This window comes from Acidobacteriota bacterium, assembly GCA_038040445.1.
GTDB classification, from domain to species: Bacteria; Acidobacteriota; Blastocatellia; order UBA7656; family UBA7656; genus Onstottus_A; species Onstottus_A frigus.
Genome location: JBBPIG010000008.1, coordinates 192987 through 210131 on the forward strand (window position 1 = coordinate 192987; position 17145 = coordinate 210131).

At 57.8% G+C, this 17145-nt stretch carries 14 protein-coding genes; 9 read left to right on the forward strand and 5 right to left on the reverse strand.

The features are described 5' to 3' along the window. Nucleotides 1–15 precede the first annotated feature (15 nt). The gene (locus tag AABO57_11330; protein ID MEK6286323.1) at nucleotides 16–2853 is read right to left on the reverse strand and encodes a M14 metallopeptidase family protein; all 2838 of its coding nucleotides are present in this window, start codon (nucleotides 2851–2853) and stop codon (nucleotides 16–18) included. A 313-nt stretch (nucleotides 2854–3166) separates the two neighbouring features. Beyond that, nucleotides 3167–3409 (reverse strand): YgiT-type zinc finger protein, encoded by a 243-nt coding sequence (locus tag AABO57_11335; protein ID MEK6286324.1) that lies wholly within the window; start codon nucleotides 3407–3409, stop codon nucleotides 3167–3169. 224 nt (nucleotides 3410–3633) lie between these two features. On the opposite strand from AABO57_11335, the gene AABO57_11340 reads away from it, so the two are divergent. Continuing rightward, nucleotides 3634–3852, forward strand: a complete 219-nt coding sequence (locus AABO57_11340) for a hypothetical protein (protein MEK6286325.1) — start codon at nucleotides 3634–3636, stop codon at nucleotides 3850–3852. Here the strand turns inward: AABO57_11340 and AABO57_11345 are convergent. After that, entirely contained in the window at nucleotides 3849–5231 is a 1383-nt protein-coding gene (locus AABO57_11345; protein MEK6286326.1) for an aspartate aminotransferase family protein, read from the reverse strand. The genes AABO57_11340 and AABO57_11345 overlap by 4 nt on opposite strands. 354 nt (nucleotides 5232–5585) lie before the next feature. Here AABO57_11345 and AABO57_11350 point away from each other — a divergent pair, with 354 nt between their 5' ends. From AABO57_11350 to AABO57_11365, 4 genes are all read left to right on the forward strand, one after another. After that, the gene (locus AABO57_11350) at nucleotides 5586–7121 is read left to right on the forward strand and encodes an AMP-binding protein (GenBank protein ID MEK6286327.1); all 1536 of its coding nucleotides are present in this window, start codon (nucleotides 5586–5588) and stop codon (nucleotides 7119–7121) included. Nucleotides 7122–7201: 80 nt separating this feature from the next. Next, nucleotides 7202–7414, forward strand: coding sequence for a type II toxin-antitoxin system HicB family antitoxin (locus tag AABO57_11355; protein ID MEK6286328.1), 213 nt, complete (start codon nucleotides 7202–7204; stop codon nucleotides 7412–7414). Beyond that, on the forward strand, nucleotides 7411–7599 hold the full coding sequence (locus AABO57_11360) for a type II toxin-antitoxin system HicA family toxin (protein ID MEK6286329.1): 189 nt from the start codon (nucleotides 7411–7413) through the stop codon (nucleotides 7597–7599). Before AABO57_11355 ends, AABO57_11360 begins: the two co-directional genes overlap by 4 nt. A 95-nt stretch (nucleotides 7600–7694) precedes the next feature. Continuing rightward, entirely contained in the window at nucleotides 7695–7847 is a 153-nt protein-coding gene (locus tag AABO57_11365) for a hypothetical protein (GenBank protein MEK6286330.1), read from the forward strand. A gap of 15 nt (nucleotides 7848–7862) precedes the next feature. On the opposite strand, the gene AABO57_11370 is transcribed toward AABO57_11365, so the two are convergent. Continuing rightward, nucleotides 7863–9902 carry a neutral/alkaline non-lysosomal ceramidase N-terminal domain-containing protein gene (locus tag AABO57_11370; GenBank protein MEK6286331.1) on the reverse strand — a complete coding sequence of 680 codons (2040 nt, stop codon included), beginning with the start codon at nucleotides 9900–9902 and terminating at the stop codon, nucleotides 7863–7865. 225 nt (nucleotides 9903–10127) lie between these two features. After that, nucleotides 10128–12215 (reverse strand): PQQ-binding-like beta-propeller repeat protein, encoded by a 2088-nt coding sequence (locus AABO57_11375; protein MEK6286332.1) that lies wholly within the window; start codon nucleotides 12213–12215, stop codon nucleotides 10128–10130. A gap of 465 nt (nucleotides 12216–12680) precedes the next feature. Here AABO57_11375 and AABO57_11380 point away from each other — a divergent pair, with 465 nt between their 5' ends. The 4 genes from AABO57_11380 to AABO57_11395 all read left to right on the forward strand — a co-directional run bounded on the left by AABO57_11380 (nucleotide 12681) and on the right by AABO57_11395 (nucleotide 17129). Next, nucleotides 12681–13421: a cytochrome c3 family protein gene (locus AABO57_11380; GenBank protein MEK6286333.1), complete on the forward strand. Its 741-nt coding sequence runs from the start codon at nucleotides 12681–12683 to the stop codon at nucleotides 13419–13421. 162 nt (nucleotides 13422–13583) lie between these two features. Then, a complete protein-coding gene (locus tag AABO57_11385; GenBank protein MEK6286334.1) occupies nucleotides 13584–15053 on the forward strand; it encodes an amidohydrolase family protein in 1470 nt (489 codons plus the stop codon). A gap of 95 nt (nucleotides 15054–15148) precedes the next feature. Beyond that, complete coding sequence (locus AABO57_11390) at nucleotides 15149–15925, forward strand: Sir2 family NAD-dependent protein deacetylase (GenBank protein ID MEK6286335.1); 777 nt, start codon at nucleotides 15149–15151, stop codon at nucleotides 15923–15925. A 70-nt stretch (nucleotides 15926–15995) separates the two neighbouring features. Continuing rightward, nucleotides 15996–17129 (forward strand): peptidylprolyl isomerase, encoded by a 1134-nt coding sequence (locus AABO57_11395; GenBank protein ID MEK6286336.1) that lies wholly within the window; start codon nucleotides 15996–15998, stop codon nucleotides 17127–17129. Nucleotides 17130–17145 lie beyond the last annotated feature (16 nt).

Here is a 17145-nt window from a genome sequence, read left to right on the forward strand (position 1 = left end):
TCTCGCGGTCAATGCTCACTTCAAGCTCACCGGTTCTGCTCCTCCGTAATAGATGCCATTGAACAAAAACTTGAACGTCCCGTGTGGTTGAGCGCGGAACGTGATCTCCGGTCCAAAGAGAAACAGCTTGCCTTTTCCGATCTTTGCTTCCGCTACGGCTACGCCATCCTGAAGATACTTCTGACCCCACGCCCAACCGCTTCTGAGAGGTTTGTCGCTGTCGAACCAGGCAACCGCCTTTACCTCTTTCAAAGCAGCTTCAGGTTTGAGCCGGAACACGGGGCTGTTGTCGAAGAACACGTCGACCTTGTCACTCATCCCGTAAGCGAGCGGGTTGTTGTTGTCTACACGCACTTGCAAGACTGATCCCGGAACGTAGTACTTCTCTCGCGGCAACGCGCGCTCAACGCCTTCTGGTGGTTTCTCCATCAACGCGTTTGCGATCGGCAAACCCGTGTTGTAACCGAGACTGGTCGAGCTGCCAATGGTGAGAATCGTTCCGCCTGCTTCAAGAAACTGGCGCAACTGCGGAATCGTCTTTGCAACCGTCACGCTGCCGAGCCGCTCGCGAAACTCAGCGGGTATGCTCTGCGGATCAATTGGTCCGCCGCCTCCGCCTCCGCCGCCTCTTCCACCCGGCCCTCCGCCATCGCGCGCGGGGATGCCTCCGTCCGCGAAGATGAGCACGTCGAATTTACTGGCGAGATCGCCCGCGTCGAGCGCCGGCGGATAGACGACGCTGAACCGAAACTCGTACTGTTCCAGGAGCCAGCGGATCCACCCCGATGGCATCGAGCCGCCGTAGCGATCCCACAGACCAATTCGCAAAGCGCGCAGCTTGTATGCTTCGCCCGTGGGCTTTGAAGCTACTGCGTCGAAGGTCAACCCGATGTCGTTGGCCAGCTTCTGCAGCTTGGGAAGGGTGGATGGCTTTGCTGAAACGAAGATCGCGCCGGCCGGATATGGCTTGCCGTTCGCGCTGACCGGCTGCTTCAGCCAGTAGACTTCTTCGCCGCTTGAAAGCAGCCGATTCACCGCAATGATCGAGTCGTTGACTTGATGACTGAGTAGAAACCCGGCCGCGCCAGCGACCGTGTTGACTTTGCCCGGCGCCGGTTTCGCCAGTCCGGTGATCTTCTCAAACGGGCCCTCGAATCCGTCGAGAACCCGATCGAACGTCACACCCATCTGAAAAGCGAGCGTGTAGCCGGCGCTGTCGTAAGGAGGAGTGGGCGGACCACCGGGATATGGAATGTCGTCCGGATGATCTTGCGGCTCGAACATATCAAGAACGTGCGGGCGGAAAGCCTGCGCGGTCTTGACGACGTAGGAACCCGCCGGATAGCTCTTACCCGCGACTTGAAAGGCGCTGGTGGCGCGATGGATGGTGACGCCGTTCTTGATCAGAGCGTTGACGAACTTTGTCGCGGTCAGGAAGTCCGCCTGATCTGACGTGAGGATGTAACCGCGAGGATCACGGTTCTCCGGTTTGCGAAGCAACTCGAAATACTTGATCGGCACGCCGCGTTGAAAGGTAGCTTGCGGCGAGTCGCCGGCTTCGGGCGAGTCGCCAGCGCGGCGCGCAACACCCGCTTGCTGACTGTCTTTGGCGACTGCCGCGTTCACCTCGGCAAGCACCTTCGGATGAATCGTCCAGTTGTCCCGGCTTCCGCGCTCGATCGAGTTTTTGCCCATCCGATAGATGTTGAACAGCAAGTCTTCCCGATGTTTCGAGGCAACATCCAGCACAGCGCGGTTCGCGCTCATCGAGTACTCGATGGACTGGCGGAAATGCCATTTCTGCGGCGCGATGGGGTAAGCCTGCTCGCCCTTCGGCAGAAGCCGGTTGGGCAAAAACGGGATCTCAATAGGCGTCGGGCTGCCGATGGATTCGGTCAGCAAACCGATCATATTGTGAAAGCCGGTGGTTGAACGCAGCCCGCCATTCCACCACGTTGAATAAGGCGCGCCCGCACGCTGTGTCGCTCCCGGCTTGCCTTCAGTTGCGAACCGGTTGTGCATCGCGGCCCCGACCAGGTCGATGCCCAGCGGCACAAGCGGATCGTGATAATAATTGAACGGATCGCGGAATGGCGGAGCGAACAACACGGTTCCCGCCGGGCCGGTCTGATGGTGATTGTAAACAACGTGCGGGAACCACTCGTGATAGAAAATGCGGTTTATCGCTTCGGTCTCGGGCTGGTTGACCATGTAAAAGTCGCGATTGTTGTCGTGACCGATGTACTTCTGGTAAAGGCGCGGCAGCCCGGCCGTGGATCGCTTCATCGGGTCGGGGTTGCGCATATACCAGTTCGAGACCAGATCAAGCCCGTCGGGATTCACACAAGTCGCCAGCAGAATCACGTCCTTGAGAATTCGCAGCGTCTCGGGATCGTTCATGCTCACCATCTGATAGACCAATTCCATCAGTTGCTGCGCGCCAAGGACTTCGGTGGCGTGCAAGCCGCCGTCGATCCACACGACCGCCTTGCCTTCAGCCGCCAGCGCTCGCGCCTGCTCGTCGGTGAGCCCCTCGGCAGTCGCGAGCCGGCGCTCGATTTCTTTGTACTGCTCGAGCTTCTTGTGATTCTCAGGCGCGGTGATGATTGCCATGAGCATCGTCCGGCCTTCAGCGGTTTTGCCGATCTCAATCAGCTTCATACGGTCGGACTGCTGCGCAAGCTTCTTCCAGTAGTCGACGAGTTGAGTGTAGTTGGCGAGTTGATAGTCGTCCCCGAAATTGAACCCGAGCTGCTCCTTCGGGCTGGTGACTTTGGTTTGAGCGACCGCCGTAGCTGCGAGAAGCAAGACTGCGGCTAATGGTGCAATAATGCGGCTCCCGCGCTTATTCATAAAGACACCTCGCAGGCACTGTCGAAGTCATTCTTGAGTATCCACTGAATTGGGTTAACGGCTCACACCTGAAAACCGAGTGGCGAGCACTGGTTCTACATCAATTCATTGCTGATCGTAAAGGCCGAGATCGAGCAACTGCTTATAGTCGACGATACCGACCCTCAGTCTATCGAGAGGAACCCGATTCGGTCGACGACGTTGATATTGAATGCCTGCGGGTCCGCGAAGTAAACACGGCTTGCCGCTCTTGATCGAGACAGAGACTGTCAACTGCTCGAAGTGGATTCGGCTGAGGAACTCAAAGGGAGCTTCACGTTTGGGATACGTGCGCAACCGGGATCTCTTCGGTTTTCTCAAACGGCCTCGCTCCCGTCGCTATATCGTTTACGGCATGAAGTATATCGGCGGAGTAGTATCGAGTGCCGCATAAGTCGCAGACTCCGATGATGACCTCTTCGAGGATTACAAACCCGGCCTTATGTTTGAACGCCTCGCGCTTGACCTTCTTCGGCCGAACGATTCCTTCGCAGTACTCACATTTGTAGCCGTACATAACCTATTCCTCAGACTCGGTCATCGCATAGACCGTGATTATGAGGTAGCGGCCCGTACTTGTAAAACGCCCGACGACGCCAACCTTCGTTTGCTCACCCGGCTCCCTCGATGACGTATCGGATCCCCCTTGGGTCGTTCCTTTCAGTTCGATCTACATTTCCGTTCAAGACGGCGTGCTCGATATCCACTTGACCAGCGACGAATCCGGGAGTTGCGTAGAGAATGGGGACACGCCAAGTTCTACCGTCTCCGCTGAGGCTCGGCGTTCCGGCGCAGTACACCGTGCCTGCACGGGAAACTAAGACCCCGTTGACTCGGCCCCTAATATCAGGGGCGTCGAAGCTCGGAGTGTGTTTTATTGCCAGGTTTTTGCGTCTGGACATCAGAGGCATCGTAGCAAATGACTTCAAGGAGTTCGTCATCGACCATCGAAATCGCTAGATCCCCATCGACGATTCCCACTCCCCGAGCGTTTGATCCAACCTGTCCATCAAATCATCAACCTGCTCGCGAGTGATGCACAGCGGCGGCGCGATGAAGATCGGCATTCCTCGCTTCAAGGCTCCGGGGCGACGAGGGCCGTACAACGACATATAAAAGGCAAGACCGTTCTTTAAACCAATTGCCTGGAACTTCTCATCAGCGTTAGCCTCGGGCGGAAACCACTCCATCGTGTCCTTGTCGCGTACTAGCTCTAACACCATCAGCAAACCTTTGCCGCGCGCCTCGGCGATCGTGCGGCGCGCGAGAAAGCGTTCCGCGTTTGAGTGTAGGTAAGCTCCGACTGTGGCGCTGTTCTCGACCAGCTTGTCTTTCTCGAGGATGTCCAAGACCGCGAGACTCGCGGCGCATGCCAGCGGGTGACCCATGTTCGTGAAGCCGTGAACGAAAGTTTCGCCGGCCGCGAACGGCTCGTTCACTTCGTCGCTAACGGTCACCGCGCCCATCGGGACATAAAGCCCGGAGATTCCTTTTGCCGTGGTCATGATATCCGCTTGCACGCCGAAGTGCTCCATCGCGAACCAGCGGCCAGTGCGGCCAAAGCCGGTTACTACTTCGTCGGCGATCAACAACACATCGTAGCGATCACAGATTTCGCGGACCGCTTGCCAGTACTCGGCGGGCGGCATCAGGCCATAGTCTTTGCCGGCGCCGACCGGAGTCGCGATGAAAGCCGATACCTGCTCGGGCCCGACGAAGTAGATCGTCTCTTCGAGCTCACGTGCGCATTGAAGCGCCCAGTCTACTTCGCTCATTCCCTCGGGACGTTCCTTCGGGTTGCGGTAGTGCCGAACGTGAGGCCAGTTCGCGAGCATCGGAAGAAACGGCTTGCGAAAGCCCGGCCCGCCCGCGACTGACAACGCGCCTAGCGACATTCCGTGATAGCTATCCCAGGTCCCGATCACGACGTTCTTCTGCTCGTGGCCGCGAGCGAGGTGATACTGGCGGGCGATCTTGATCGCGGTCTCGACCGCTTCCGAGCCGCCCGAGCACAGATAGGTGGTGTTGAGATTGCCGGGCGCGAGGCGCGCGATTCGGGCACAGACATCGGCGCGCGGTTGATTGGAAAGCGCGGGATGACAGTAAGCGTACTTCTCGGCTTGTCGAGTGATGGCTTCGATGACACGACGGTCGCCGTGCGCTATGTTCATCGCAATCGGACCGCCCGACGCGTCAATGTAGCGATTGCCGTCAGTGTCGTAGAGGTATATGCCTTCGGCGCGCTCGAGTGCTGGCGCGAACGCGTGATAGGAGAAGAGGTGCTTCCAATCGCCCTCGGCGGTTCGCTGGTTTGGGATCTCTCTTTCTGGTGTTGCCATTGATAACTCCTGGGATGTTTGTAGTCCCGTCTTCAGACGGAAGTTTGTATCTCCTCGCTTCAGCTAAGAAAGAGGGTTGTCGCGAGCTTTACAAACTTCCGCCTGAAGGCGGGACTACGAACATTCATGTTTTCTCTGCCCACGCAATGGACGCCACTGCTCTCCGTGACTATTTGCCGGGCGGTAGTATAATCCGAATCCGAACTACGTCAAAGCGCGTGCAAGGGACGTTCAGAGTACCGACTTTAGTCGGCTATCTTGCGTCACCAGTACTTTGCTGCATGCCGAGAGAGAAGCCGACTAAAGTCGGTACTCTGAACGCTTGTTTGGTTTGACGTCGAACAAGGAGTCGAAATGCTGACCGTTGAACTCATTCGCCGCGGGGCGCGTTACTTCCCCGACCGAACCGCTGTGCTGTTCGAAGACAAATCGCTCACTTTCGCCGAGGTCGATCAACTCTCAAATCGTTTCGCGCACGTTCTTGCGCGCGGCGGCATCCAACGCGGTTCTCGACTGGCGATACTCGCCAACAACAGTCTCAACAGCATGCCTGTTGATTTCGCCTGCATTAAAGCGGGCGCCGCGCGCACGCCGTTGAACGCGCGCCTCTCGATGGACGAGCACGAGCATATGTTGCGCGAGATAGGCGCGAGAGTCGTGATTTACGATGCGGAGCTGGCCGACCGGGCCGAGGCTCTGGCCGCGCGCGTCGCGGGCCTGACGATGCTCGGCCTGGGTTCAACCCGCTGCGGTGCGGACTTGCTCGTAGAAGCATTGTCCGCTCCGAAAAATGATCCGCAAACTCCAGCAGAACCCGACGACGTTATTTTGACGGTGTTCACCTCCGGCACAACCGGGCGACTAAAAGCAGCCGAGCACACCCAGGCCACTTACGCGGCGGTGTGCAACAACACCTCGATTAACCTGCCGGACATTGGACCCGATGACGTGATGCTCCACGCGGCATCGCTGTTTCATGCGAGCGGTTGTTTCATGCTGCCCTACTGGATGAAGGGCGCAACGACTGCCGTTCTAGCGCGATTTGAACCGGCCGAGTTTCTGAATGCAATCGCTCGTTGGCGCGTGACTTCGATACACCTCGTGCCGACCATGCTCGCGATGTTGTTGGCTCACTCGGATATCGAGAAGGCGGAAATGCCGACGGTCAGAACGATTGTCTACGGCGCATCGCCGATGCCGCTGCCGGTCATCAAACGAGCGCTTGAGCTTTGGGGTCCTCGCTTTGTGCAGTACTACGGCCAGACTGAAGCGCCGCTGTTTATCACCAGGCTCGACAAAGAAGATCACGTTGGGCCGTGGGCTGATCGGCGGCTGTTAGCTTGCGGCCGGCCTTCGGTGGATTGCGAAATCCGATTGATTGACGACAAGGGCGACGACGTGGCGCCGGGTGAGCAAGGCGAGATTGCTCTTCGCGCGCCGTTTGCGATGGCGGGCTACTTCAACGCGCCTGATCTGAATGACGCGATGTTTGTCGAGGGAGGATGGCTTCGGACTCGCGACGTCGGACGCTTTGATGAAGCCGGGTTTCTTTATCTGGTGGACCGCACGTCGGACATGATCATCACCGGCGGCTACAACGTGTACCCTCGGGAAGTCGAAGATGCGTTGTTGGCTCATGCGTCGGTGCTCGAGTGCGCGGTTGTCGGTGCTCCGCACGAGAAATGGGTAGAAGCGGTGACTGCGTTCGTCGTCTTGCGATCAGGAAAAACGGCCACCGAAGGTGAGTTGATCGAGTTCACTCGCAAGCGGTTGGCGAGTTACAAGGTTCCCAAGTCGGTTCGCTTCATCGAGCAGATACCCAAGAGCGCCGTGGGAAAAGTTCTGCGTCGAGCGCTACGCGATCCTCTCTGGAAGGATGCGGTGGGATAGATGAGTTCGTAACTACTGCCGCCAAAATCTGCTATGCTATGCGAAGTCACAGGGTCATACAGGTCGCGAGAGGAGTTACGATGAGCAGTGAATACAAAGCCGTAATAAAGCAGGATGGCGATTGGTGGATTGGTTGGATAGAAGAAGTTCCCGGAGTGAACTGCCAGGAAGCCTCGCGCGATGAGCTGATTGAGACGCTCCACATAACGCTGCGAGAGGCGCTTGAACTTAATCGACAGGACGCAATCGCGGCGGCCGGAGGGGACTACCAGGAAGAACCAATCGCTGTATGAAGCGAAGTAAACTGGTTCACCATCTGAATGCTCACGGCTGTGAATTGCTCCGCGAGGGCAAGCGTCACTCCTGGTGGCAAAATCCCACGATGAACCGACGGTCAGCGGTACCCAGGCACAACGAGATAAGTGATGTCCTCGCGAAGAAAATCTGCAAGGATCTTGTAATACCATCCCCCAAGTAACATGAAAGACCGGAAGAGAGCGCAGTTGATTGGTCGGCACACCTTGAGCGATCCACGAATCTGTCACGGCAAGCCGACCTTTCGCGGTAACGCGGGTGCTGTTTGAAGATGTGCTGGAACAAGTCGCTAGCGGCATGGCCTGGGAGACAATCATCGAAGAGTGGAACGACAGCATCGACAAAGAGGCCATCCGAGAAGCTGGGCAGTTCCGCCCCCAAAATGAGATTCCGGTGCGTAAACTGGAGTGAGGTTCAGTTAGGCTTTCACGGTGACCCAACAGTGAACGTTCTCGACAATCCAGAATACGGAACTACCGTACCGTGCGACCTCGAGGCTCCGTCGTGCCGAATTCGGTAGACACCCGGCCGCGTTCCCGGTGGGATCGTCCATTCGACAGTCGCGAGTGATCCGAGCAGAGACCTTCGCCATATGAATCGAGTTTCCCAATCCCGGTCACGAGCCACGGTAACCCACGAAGACCCATCCTGGCGCTGAACCATCAAATACGTATCCTGAATCTTCAGATCATTCCGCGGGTGTCCCGCCCAAAAGGACACGTTTACAGTTTGTCCGGGCTGATAGGCGGCGTTGGTGTCTCGGTGAACATCTCCAAAGTGTTTCCACAGCGGCTTCCACTCACTGGTATGAACCGGCGCCGCGCGTTGTTCGTGTCGAAGATCGAGTGGAGGTGGGCCGGGATCTACGGAGTCCCCATTGCGAAGCGCTAGGGCCAACCGGTCAAACTCTTGTTGATAGGCTGCGAGTGTCCACGGACCAAAATGCGTAGACGCTCCCTCATAGAGTTGTTTGGCGTATTCTTCGCGCGTTGTGACGTAACCGGCGTAGGCATTCGATAGACCGGCGATGACCGCATACTCGACGCCCGCATGCGCAAGTTGGGCCATCACTGTATTGATTAGCCGCCGCCCCGCCATTGTCGTGAACTCACCAGGCACGGCGATGATGACGAGGTTGCCGATTCTCGCAAGTTGTATCGGCAGGACCGGCGGTGACCACGGAAACGGTTTCTTCGACCCGATCTCCGCTATGATCGGTTTCTCGCACTGACAGTCCGAGTGGAGCTTCTTGCAGATGAACCACAGGAATTTGTGTTCATCGCAAGCCCTTCCCAGCCAACCTATACCCGGGCCGTCTGCTGCGCCGGCTATCATTTTGAATCCAAGCGCCGCCGTGCAAGTGCGATGGCTGAAGCCGTCAGTGTACTGAGGCATAACCTCGACCGCGTCCATCTTTCTATATGCGTGACGGTAGTCTACGCCTCCAGAGAGCAATTGAGCGGTCGGGTCGCAGTAGAGTCTTAATGCGTTGTTATATTGCTTCTCTCCGGAAATCCTCGTGCTATCGACGTCGTTCACACCGCCGCCGTCGGCATCTCCGCAGACGTTCGGTGTCACGTCACCTTCGTTGCTTTGCGCGAATGCAGCCACGAAGGTGTGAGGACAGTAATCCGCAGTCTTCAACCGCTCGAAAAGGTACGCGGCGTAGCCCTTGTTATCTCCGCTAATCAGACGGTTGTCGTTGTGCATCGAGGTGCAATGGACGGGAAACCAGTTGATCAGTCCGGCCTCTCGATCGGAACGGACAAACTTTAACAGCGTCATCTGTTTGTCAGTATCGTATGCGTAGCGTTCGCGCTCTGAACGCGGGTTTTTCTCGTAAGCTTCCCGGGATCGATTGCGGCTCGCATCAAGTAGATCACCGCGTGCGATACGAATTGTCCCGGGCGCCAAGTCCTCGTGGGCTCGAACGATAGACTGATAAACGCCGTCGACGATTGTCTTGAAGTTTTGCCGATCAAAGCCAAGGATGGTCAAGTTGTACAGCGCGTAGTGGGAGAACCCGCCAGGACCGGCGTGGTTATGAGTTGCGCTGAGGACAACGTTCTTATCGCAGTACAGGTTTCCATATTTGTATCGAAGCCTTTCGACAACTTGTTGCTTGACCCCTTGAAAGAGTTGCCCCAGGTCGGCGCTGACGAAAACAACTCGCTTTCCGTTACAGGGACTCTCGATGACAAAGGCCCGCGACCACAGCCGAAAATGGATTCCTCGAGTACGCTGACCCACCTGCCCGTATCCCATCATCCCGAGGCCTGAGGCTGGACCGGTGATGTCGTAGATGCCGCTACCGATCCGGAAGTCAGTGTTCCCGGCACACTCACGATCGGGCGCGACAACCCGCGCGCCTGGCAGAGTGAGCGGCGCGACGCCGGTCGAAGCGCACGGACTGACTAGAGCCACGATTACGAACGATAGAGCGAATGACAGAATTCGCAGATTCACTTTTTTGGAAGGTGAGAAGAATACTCAGTTCTTAACGGTTTCAAAGATAATCTAGTGACTTGTAACAGCCGCTTCGCTAGCGTTCCAATGAAAACGAAATCGGTGCGAACCCGTCAACGCCGCGTCATCGGTGGTCCATGAGTCGTAATTCCAGCGCTGCATAGACCACGGCTGACACTGATTCGACCGAATCGCGCGGATATCACTCGAGCCAGCGTCCTCAGATCATTGCGAAGCCGAATCATTCGGCAGCGCGAAAACGATGATCGTAGCCGAACCTGGCGGCACCGCCCAGAACGCGTTTGCCGCACCCGTGGCTACCGCAACGTACTGCTTGCCGTTGATCGCGTACGTCACCACCCCGCCGTTCATCCGCCCGCCCGTGTTGAATCGATAAAGCACCTCGCCAGTCTTTCCATCGAGCGCCATGAAGTCGCCCAGCAGCTCGCCGGTGAAGATCAGATTCGCAGAGGTCGTTGTCACTGCCGCGAGCAGCGGCCTCGGAGACTCATACTTCCATCGAACTGCTCCGGTCGACGCATCGACTGCGGTCAGCCAGCCGCGCGATTTGTCGGGAGGATCGGCTCGCACCCCACCGCCCATGTAGAACTGGCCTTCAACGTAACGAGCCTCGTCGGCCTTGTTGAACGTCCCGCACCAATCGACCGCGTTGACGTAGAGCATGTTCGTGCCGGGGTTGAACGCCGGGCCGTTCCACTGCACGCCGCCCAGCACCCCCGGACACGCGCGAACTCCTTCGCGGGTAAGCGGCAAGTCGGTGTTCAACCGCGTAGTCACCGGCACCTCGTAAACCTGCTGGTGAGTCTCGCGATCGAGAACGTGTAACAAGCCGTCCTTTCCCACAGTCGCAACCAGCCGTCGAGTCTTACCCGCAATCGTCGTAGTGAAAAGAGGGCTAACCTGAGTCGTGTCCCAGTCGTGCAGATCGTGAGGAACAAGTTGATAAAACCATTTCAGCTTGCCGGTGCGAACGTCCAAGGCAACCATCGAGCAGGTGTACAGGTTCTTACCGGGCCGCGCTTCGCCGTAGAAATCCGGCGCCGGATTGGCGACCGGGACGTATACCAGTCCCTGCTCGACATCGAGCGACAGCGGCGCCCAAACCGCGCCTCCACCTTTGAGTTTCGCGTCGGCTTTCTCCCAGGTCTCCGAGCCGGGCTCGCCATCGTCGGGCACGGTGTTGAATCTCCAGACCTGTTCGCCGTTAGACAACTTGAAAGCGCCGACCCAGCCCTTCACGCCAAGCTCGCTTCCCGCGGGACCGATGAGAATCAGGTCTTCGAACACAACGGGCGCCATGGTGAAGCCGCCCTCGTTCTTTGTCATATCGACAAGAGCGCGGTCCCAAATCAACTTGCCCGTAGCGGCGTCAAGCGCGATGAGGTAACCGTCGTGCGTTCCTCGAATCACCATCCCGTCCTTGATCGCGACGCCGCGATTCAGCGGCCAACCCTCTTTACCTTTTGGCCTGCGGTCGTGGCGCCATCGAACTTTCAATGTCGTCGCGTCGAGCGCCATCGTCGAATCCTTAACCGTGATGTACATCAGCCCGCCGGATACGACAGGATTGGTGTGGAACGCGTTCATGTCTGCTGCCTGATACATAGCGACAGGTCTGAGCGACGCGGCGTTCTGGCGATTGATCTGTTTGAGGTCCACGAATCGCTGGCCGCCGTAGTCGTGATTGGACATCAACCAATCAGTCGTGGCGGCTTGAGCCGAGTTCAACTCCGCTTGCGTAGGTTTGCCGCCCGGCGCGCGAGATGTTCCGGCGGCTGATTCCCTGGCCGGCGCGGCGTCGCCCATCTTACTCGCGAAGTCCGGCCTGTCGGCGCCGCCCTGAGCGGCTATCGTCGTCCGTTTCAGCGAAGGCGAGTTTGCCACCAGCGCTTTGCTGCCGGCTCGGTAGCCGTTGCTTTGGAGTATGAACGCAACAACCTCCGCATACTGCTGGTTGGTCAGCGTGCCCGCTGCTCCGTACGGCATCTGCGATCGGATGACAAAATGCAGATCGTCAACCGTGTGTTTGCCGTCACCCCATTTGATCATGAAGCGCGAGCCAGCCAGCGGTGTTGATGTCGCCCCTTCCAGACCCTGCCCGTGACAAAAGGCGCATTGTTTGGCGTAGACAGCGCTGCCTCTCGCAGCCTGCGCGGCAGTGAACAGGCTTTCGGCCTGGGCACCACCCGATGATGAGACCGGGCTCACCCAAAACACCAAAAGCAAAAGGCCGAACGCACCGAGAGAGAGCACCGAGCGATACGAGTTTATGGCGACGCTGGGAACGTTCATCAAACACCTCCACGGTCTGTTCGCGAGATGGCTTTCTTAGCCGCACTTCAGGGCAACGCGGCGATGGTATCAGACACGCGGCGCTCTTACAACGGTGGTGAGAAAGCCATCTTTGCCTTCGAATAGCACAGCGCCGAGTAGTGTCCTAATCTTGTGTTGGGCGACTAGGACACTATTGGGCGACCGCGTATTTGGACTGCGGTGGCGTCTTTGCGTTGCCACCGCTTTGTGTCGTTTCGTGGGCGATAACCAAAAACGGCGGCAACGCAGGCCGCCGCAGTCCAAATATTCCGTCGCCCGTCATCGGTCGTGCGCCAGGGCACCGCAAATATCAACACAAGATTAGGACACTACCCCGCGCCGAATCCGATACCGGTGCGGGTCTAAGCGTGGTATAAACCTGGCGTCGCAGGTCGACGAAGGCGTTTCTCGCTGGACATTGAATAGGCGCCGAGAATCGAGCAAATGATACGGAACGGTTCGCCGCAGCAAACGCTATCGAGGATCGTCTGTTGCTTATGGCTGTGCTTGGCCGGCGGGGCGGTCATCGGCATCGAAACTCCAGCCACCGCGCAAAGCGACGACAAATGCATCGCCTGCCATAGCCGTGAGAAGGAGAGAGCAGGCCAGGTTGTTTCCATTTATCAAACCAGCACACACGGCAAGATGAATATCGGTTGCGAGGGCTGCCACGGCGGCGACGCTTCGCAAGCGGAAAAGCTCCAGGCTCACGCGGGTCGCTTCATCGCGAGACCGGACACGAGCGCGACTTTGGAGATGTGCGGCCGGTGTCACCGGCAACCGCTCGAGTTCTTCAAGAACAGCCGTCACTTCGCGGCTCGGCCGAATGTGCGGCGGCTCGATTGTGTCGAATGTCACGGCGTGCACGGCATCGGCGCGGCTTCAGAATCGTTTCGCTGGCCGCAGTTCTGCGCCGGCTGTCACGGTCTGGAGTACCTGCCGCAGTTGCCGCGCACGTTTCAGGAGATGCTTGCGCTGGCCGATGATCTGGGCGACGGGCTTCACCGGCTGGAAGCGAAGGGCCGCGCGAACACCGAACTTATTCAACGTCGCAAAGAGATTCGTCACTTAATCTCAGAGTTGGTGCACCAGACGGATGCCAGAGGGGGTATGGAACGCATCCCTCGCATTTTGAAGTTGGGCGCGACGTTGAAGCAACGAATCGCGTCGGAAGAAAAACGGTAGCCACTACTCTCTCCTCCTGCGGCTTGCGTCATGAGGCAAAGAAGCAGTAGCGTTCAAGGTCACGTGAACAGCTTGAGCACCTTGTTGAAATAGGCGGGCCTTCGCCTGCATTACGATTCTGTTTCAGTCATTGGCTGACTGCGTCAGCTGAAAGGAAAACCTATGTGGACTCGCAAGTGTTTCGCCGATGAAGATAAGCCCATTCAATCTCCCATACCCACCGAGATCGTTTCAAACGAAGAGTTCATTCCGCCGCCGCAGTCACCCCAGCAGCAGCGCTGGGAAGCGCGCATTGTTGAAATGTCAGATCGATGCGCGAAGACTCTCGGTATATCGCGGCGCAGCTTCCTGCAGAGCACCGGCGGTATGGCCGTAGCGATGCTCGCTTACAACGAGGTCTTCGGAAAGACTTATGAGGTCGATCCGGTTGAAGCGCTCGATCCGGCGGCCTTCGCCGAAAAATGGCCGAAGAACGAATTCATCTTCGACAATCAAACCCATCACGTGGATGTCGAAAGCCGCTGGTTCGAGGCGAGCGAGGCGGGCAAGCAAGCCGCCGACTTCCTTCGGAACTTCCGCCCGCAAGCCGGCTCAACCGCCGAGCGATTGGCGTTGCTCAATGAATCGCATTACATCAAAGAGATGTTCATGGACAGCGACACCATGATGGCGATCATCAGCGGGGTGCCCACCGCCGAGTGGCGCGAGAACATTCTGCCGCCCGATAAGATGGTCAAGACTCGCAATGACATCAACCAGATGGCCGGCAAATCGCAACGCATGCTAAGCCATGGGCTGCTGCGTCCCAATATGGGCAAGTCCGAGCTTGAAGAGATGGAGCGGCAGGTGAAGACGCTCAAGATCGATTCGTGGAAGATGTATCCCGGCTCGGTGATCGGAGACGGCGCCTACTGGCTCGACGATGAAAAAGCCACTTATCCATTCTGGGAGCGCAGCAAGAAACTCGGCGTCAAGAATATCTGCATTCACAAGGGGCTGCCGCTCGGGTTGTTCAACGAGGAACACTGTCACCCGAAGGACGTCGAAAAGGTCGCCAAAGATTTTCCCGATCTCAACTTCATCATCTACCACTCGGGTTGGAATCCCACGGCAGGCGGCGGACGGCGGCGCGAAGGGGCCGAGGCCGGGCCTCAGTACATCCCGTGGTGCTCCGAGCTGATCGACATAGTCAAGCGCAACAATCTGCAGAACGTCTACTTCGAAGTGGGCAGCACGTGGCAGGGGCTTTCGGGCGGATTCGGCGGACCCGATGTGCCGGCGATGCACTTCCTCGGACAGGTGATGAATCTTCCGGGCGGAGAAGATCGAATAATCTGGGGCACCGACTCGATCTGGGGCGGCAGCCCGCAATCACAGATCGAGCGGCTGCGCCGATTCCAGATTCGTGATGACGTCGCAGAGAAGTTCGGCTACAAGAAGCTCACGCCTGAGATCAAAGCGAAGATATTCGGGTTGAACGCAGCGCGGATTTACAAGATTGACGTGAAAGCCCAGCGCAAGGCGATTCAGACCGACAAGATCGCCGAAATGAGAGAGGAGTACCAGCAGGCGCCTCGTCCGAGCAACACCCAGTTCGGTTGGGTCTGGCGCACTCGCGGCCAGAGGGCGTGAGGGGATTACCCGAGGCACGACGAGTTCTCCAAGGGCATGGAGTTCAGGCTTTAGCCTGGTTGTTGCTGACACAGCCAGCCTGAAGGCTGAACTCCATGCCCTTCCGCTTCGATGACATGTCCAACGAGCAATCTCTTATCGACGAACTGAAAAAAATGCTTGCCGCAAGCAAGCGAGCCGTCGTCTTCACCGGCGCCGGCATCAGCACCGAATCGGGGATCCCCGACTTTCGCAGTCCGGGCGGCATCTGGACTAAATACCAACCAATCGACTTTCGCGAGTTTATGTCATCGGACGAAGCGCGCCGGGAAACGTGGCGGCGAAAGATGGCCGTCGACAAGTCTATCTCTCAAGCGGAGCCAAACCGCGGCCACCGGGCTATTGCTCAGCTCGTCGCACAGGGACGAGTCTCGAGCGTGATCACTCAGAACATCGATGGCTTGCACCAGCGATCGGGCGTCCCCGATGAACAGGTCATCGAGCTTCACGGCAACGGCACCTACGCAGCTTGCCTCGAGTGCTCGAAGCGTTACGAACTGTCAGACGTATTCGCTGAGTTTCAGATCGCCGAAGAGCCTCCGGTTTGTGAGTGCGGAAGCTTCATCAAGAGCGCGACGATTTCGTTTGGTCAGCCTATGCCGGTCGAGGCAATGCGGCGCGCGCAGGCGGAGTCAAAGAGCTGCGATCTGTTTCTGGCGATCGGGTCATCACTCGTCGTCTATCCCGCGGCGTCATTTCCGGCAGTGGCCAAGCAGAACCGCGCGCGACTGGTGATACTCAACCGCGAAGCGACGGATCTCGATTATCTGGCGGATCTGGTGCTCAACCTCGAGATCGGCCCGACGCTTGGCGCGGTGACTGGAGTTGATTGAATCAGCAGACTATCGTGCGCAACCTATCGCGCTTGTGCGAGCACCGCTGAGTTTATATAAATAGCAGGTCATGAAAAGTATCACGCACCCAGGGTTACTGCTTTGCCTGGCTCTCTTGGTTCTCGGCGCTTCTGCTATAGCCCAGCAGAAAAAACGGGATGCACAACCGAGTCAACCTGAGACTACCGCTGAAGAAGCGGCTCAGCTCGAAGCCGTCATCACCACCGATGCCGGCGTGATTCGCTTTGAGTTCTTCTCCGCCAAGGCTCTCAAGCACACGCAGCAGTTCATCAAGCGTGCGCGCAACGGTTCTTACGACGGTTCGGCGTTTCACCGCGTGATCCAGCGTGGAATCATTCAAGGCGGAGACCCGCTGCTCAAAGATACACAAACGGCGCGCGAGCGTTGGGGTACCGGAGGCTTGAATCAGATCGCCGATGAGTTTAGCGACATCAAGCATGTTCGGGGCACCGTTTCGACCGTTCGCATTCCGGGACAAGCGAACAGCGGCGGCGCCCAGTTCTTTATTTGCTCGTCGCCTCAGCCTCAGCTCGACGGGCAGTTCTCAGCTTTCGGTCAGGTCACCGAAGGAATCGACGTTGTGGATCGGATCTCACTCGCGCCAACTGACAGCAATGGGTTGACGGTCACCCCTGTGAGAATCATCAGCGTCAAGATCGAACCCAAGAAGCTCGAACCCTTCAAAGACGCATCTGTCGACCAGATGCGTAGAGAAGTTTTGCTACGAACGAGTCTCGGCGAAATGACGCTCGAGATGGACCCCGGGCTTGCTCCCGAACATGTGCGCAACTTTTTGAAACTCGTCGAAAGCGGATGGTACGACCATACGGCGTTTCAGCGCATCGTGCCGGGTTTCGTCATTCAAGGCGGCGCCGGATCGACGCGCGCCGACAACAAACCGCACCCCGCGGACAAATGGGTACACAAGCTGAAGGGGGAGTTCAGCCGGACGGCGCTTCACATTCGCGGCGTCTTGTCGATGGCGCGAACAAGCGACCCCGATTCGGCGGAGACTTCCTTCTTCATCGTGCTAGGCCCGGCGCCGCACCTCGATGGCAAGTACTCGATCTTCGGCAAGGTGGTTGTTGGCTTCGAGACGATTGAGCTGATCGAGAAGGCGGCTCGCAACGGTGAAGCGCCCGTCCAACGCATCGAGTTGATCGAAGCAGTAATCAAGCAGTGAAGTTCAGGGTTCAGGG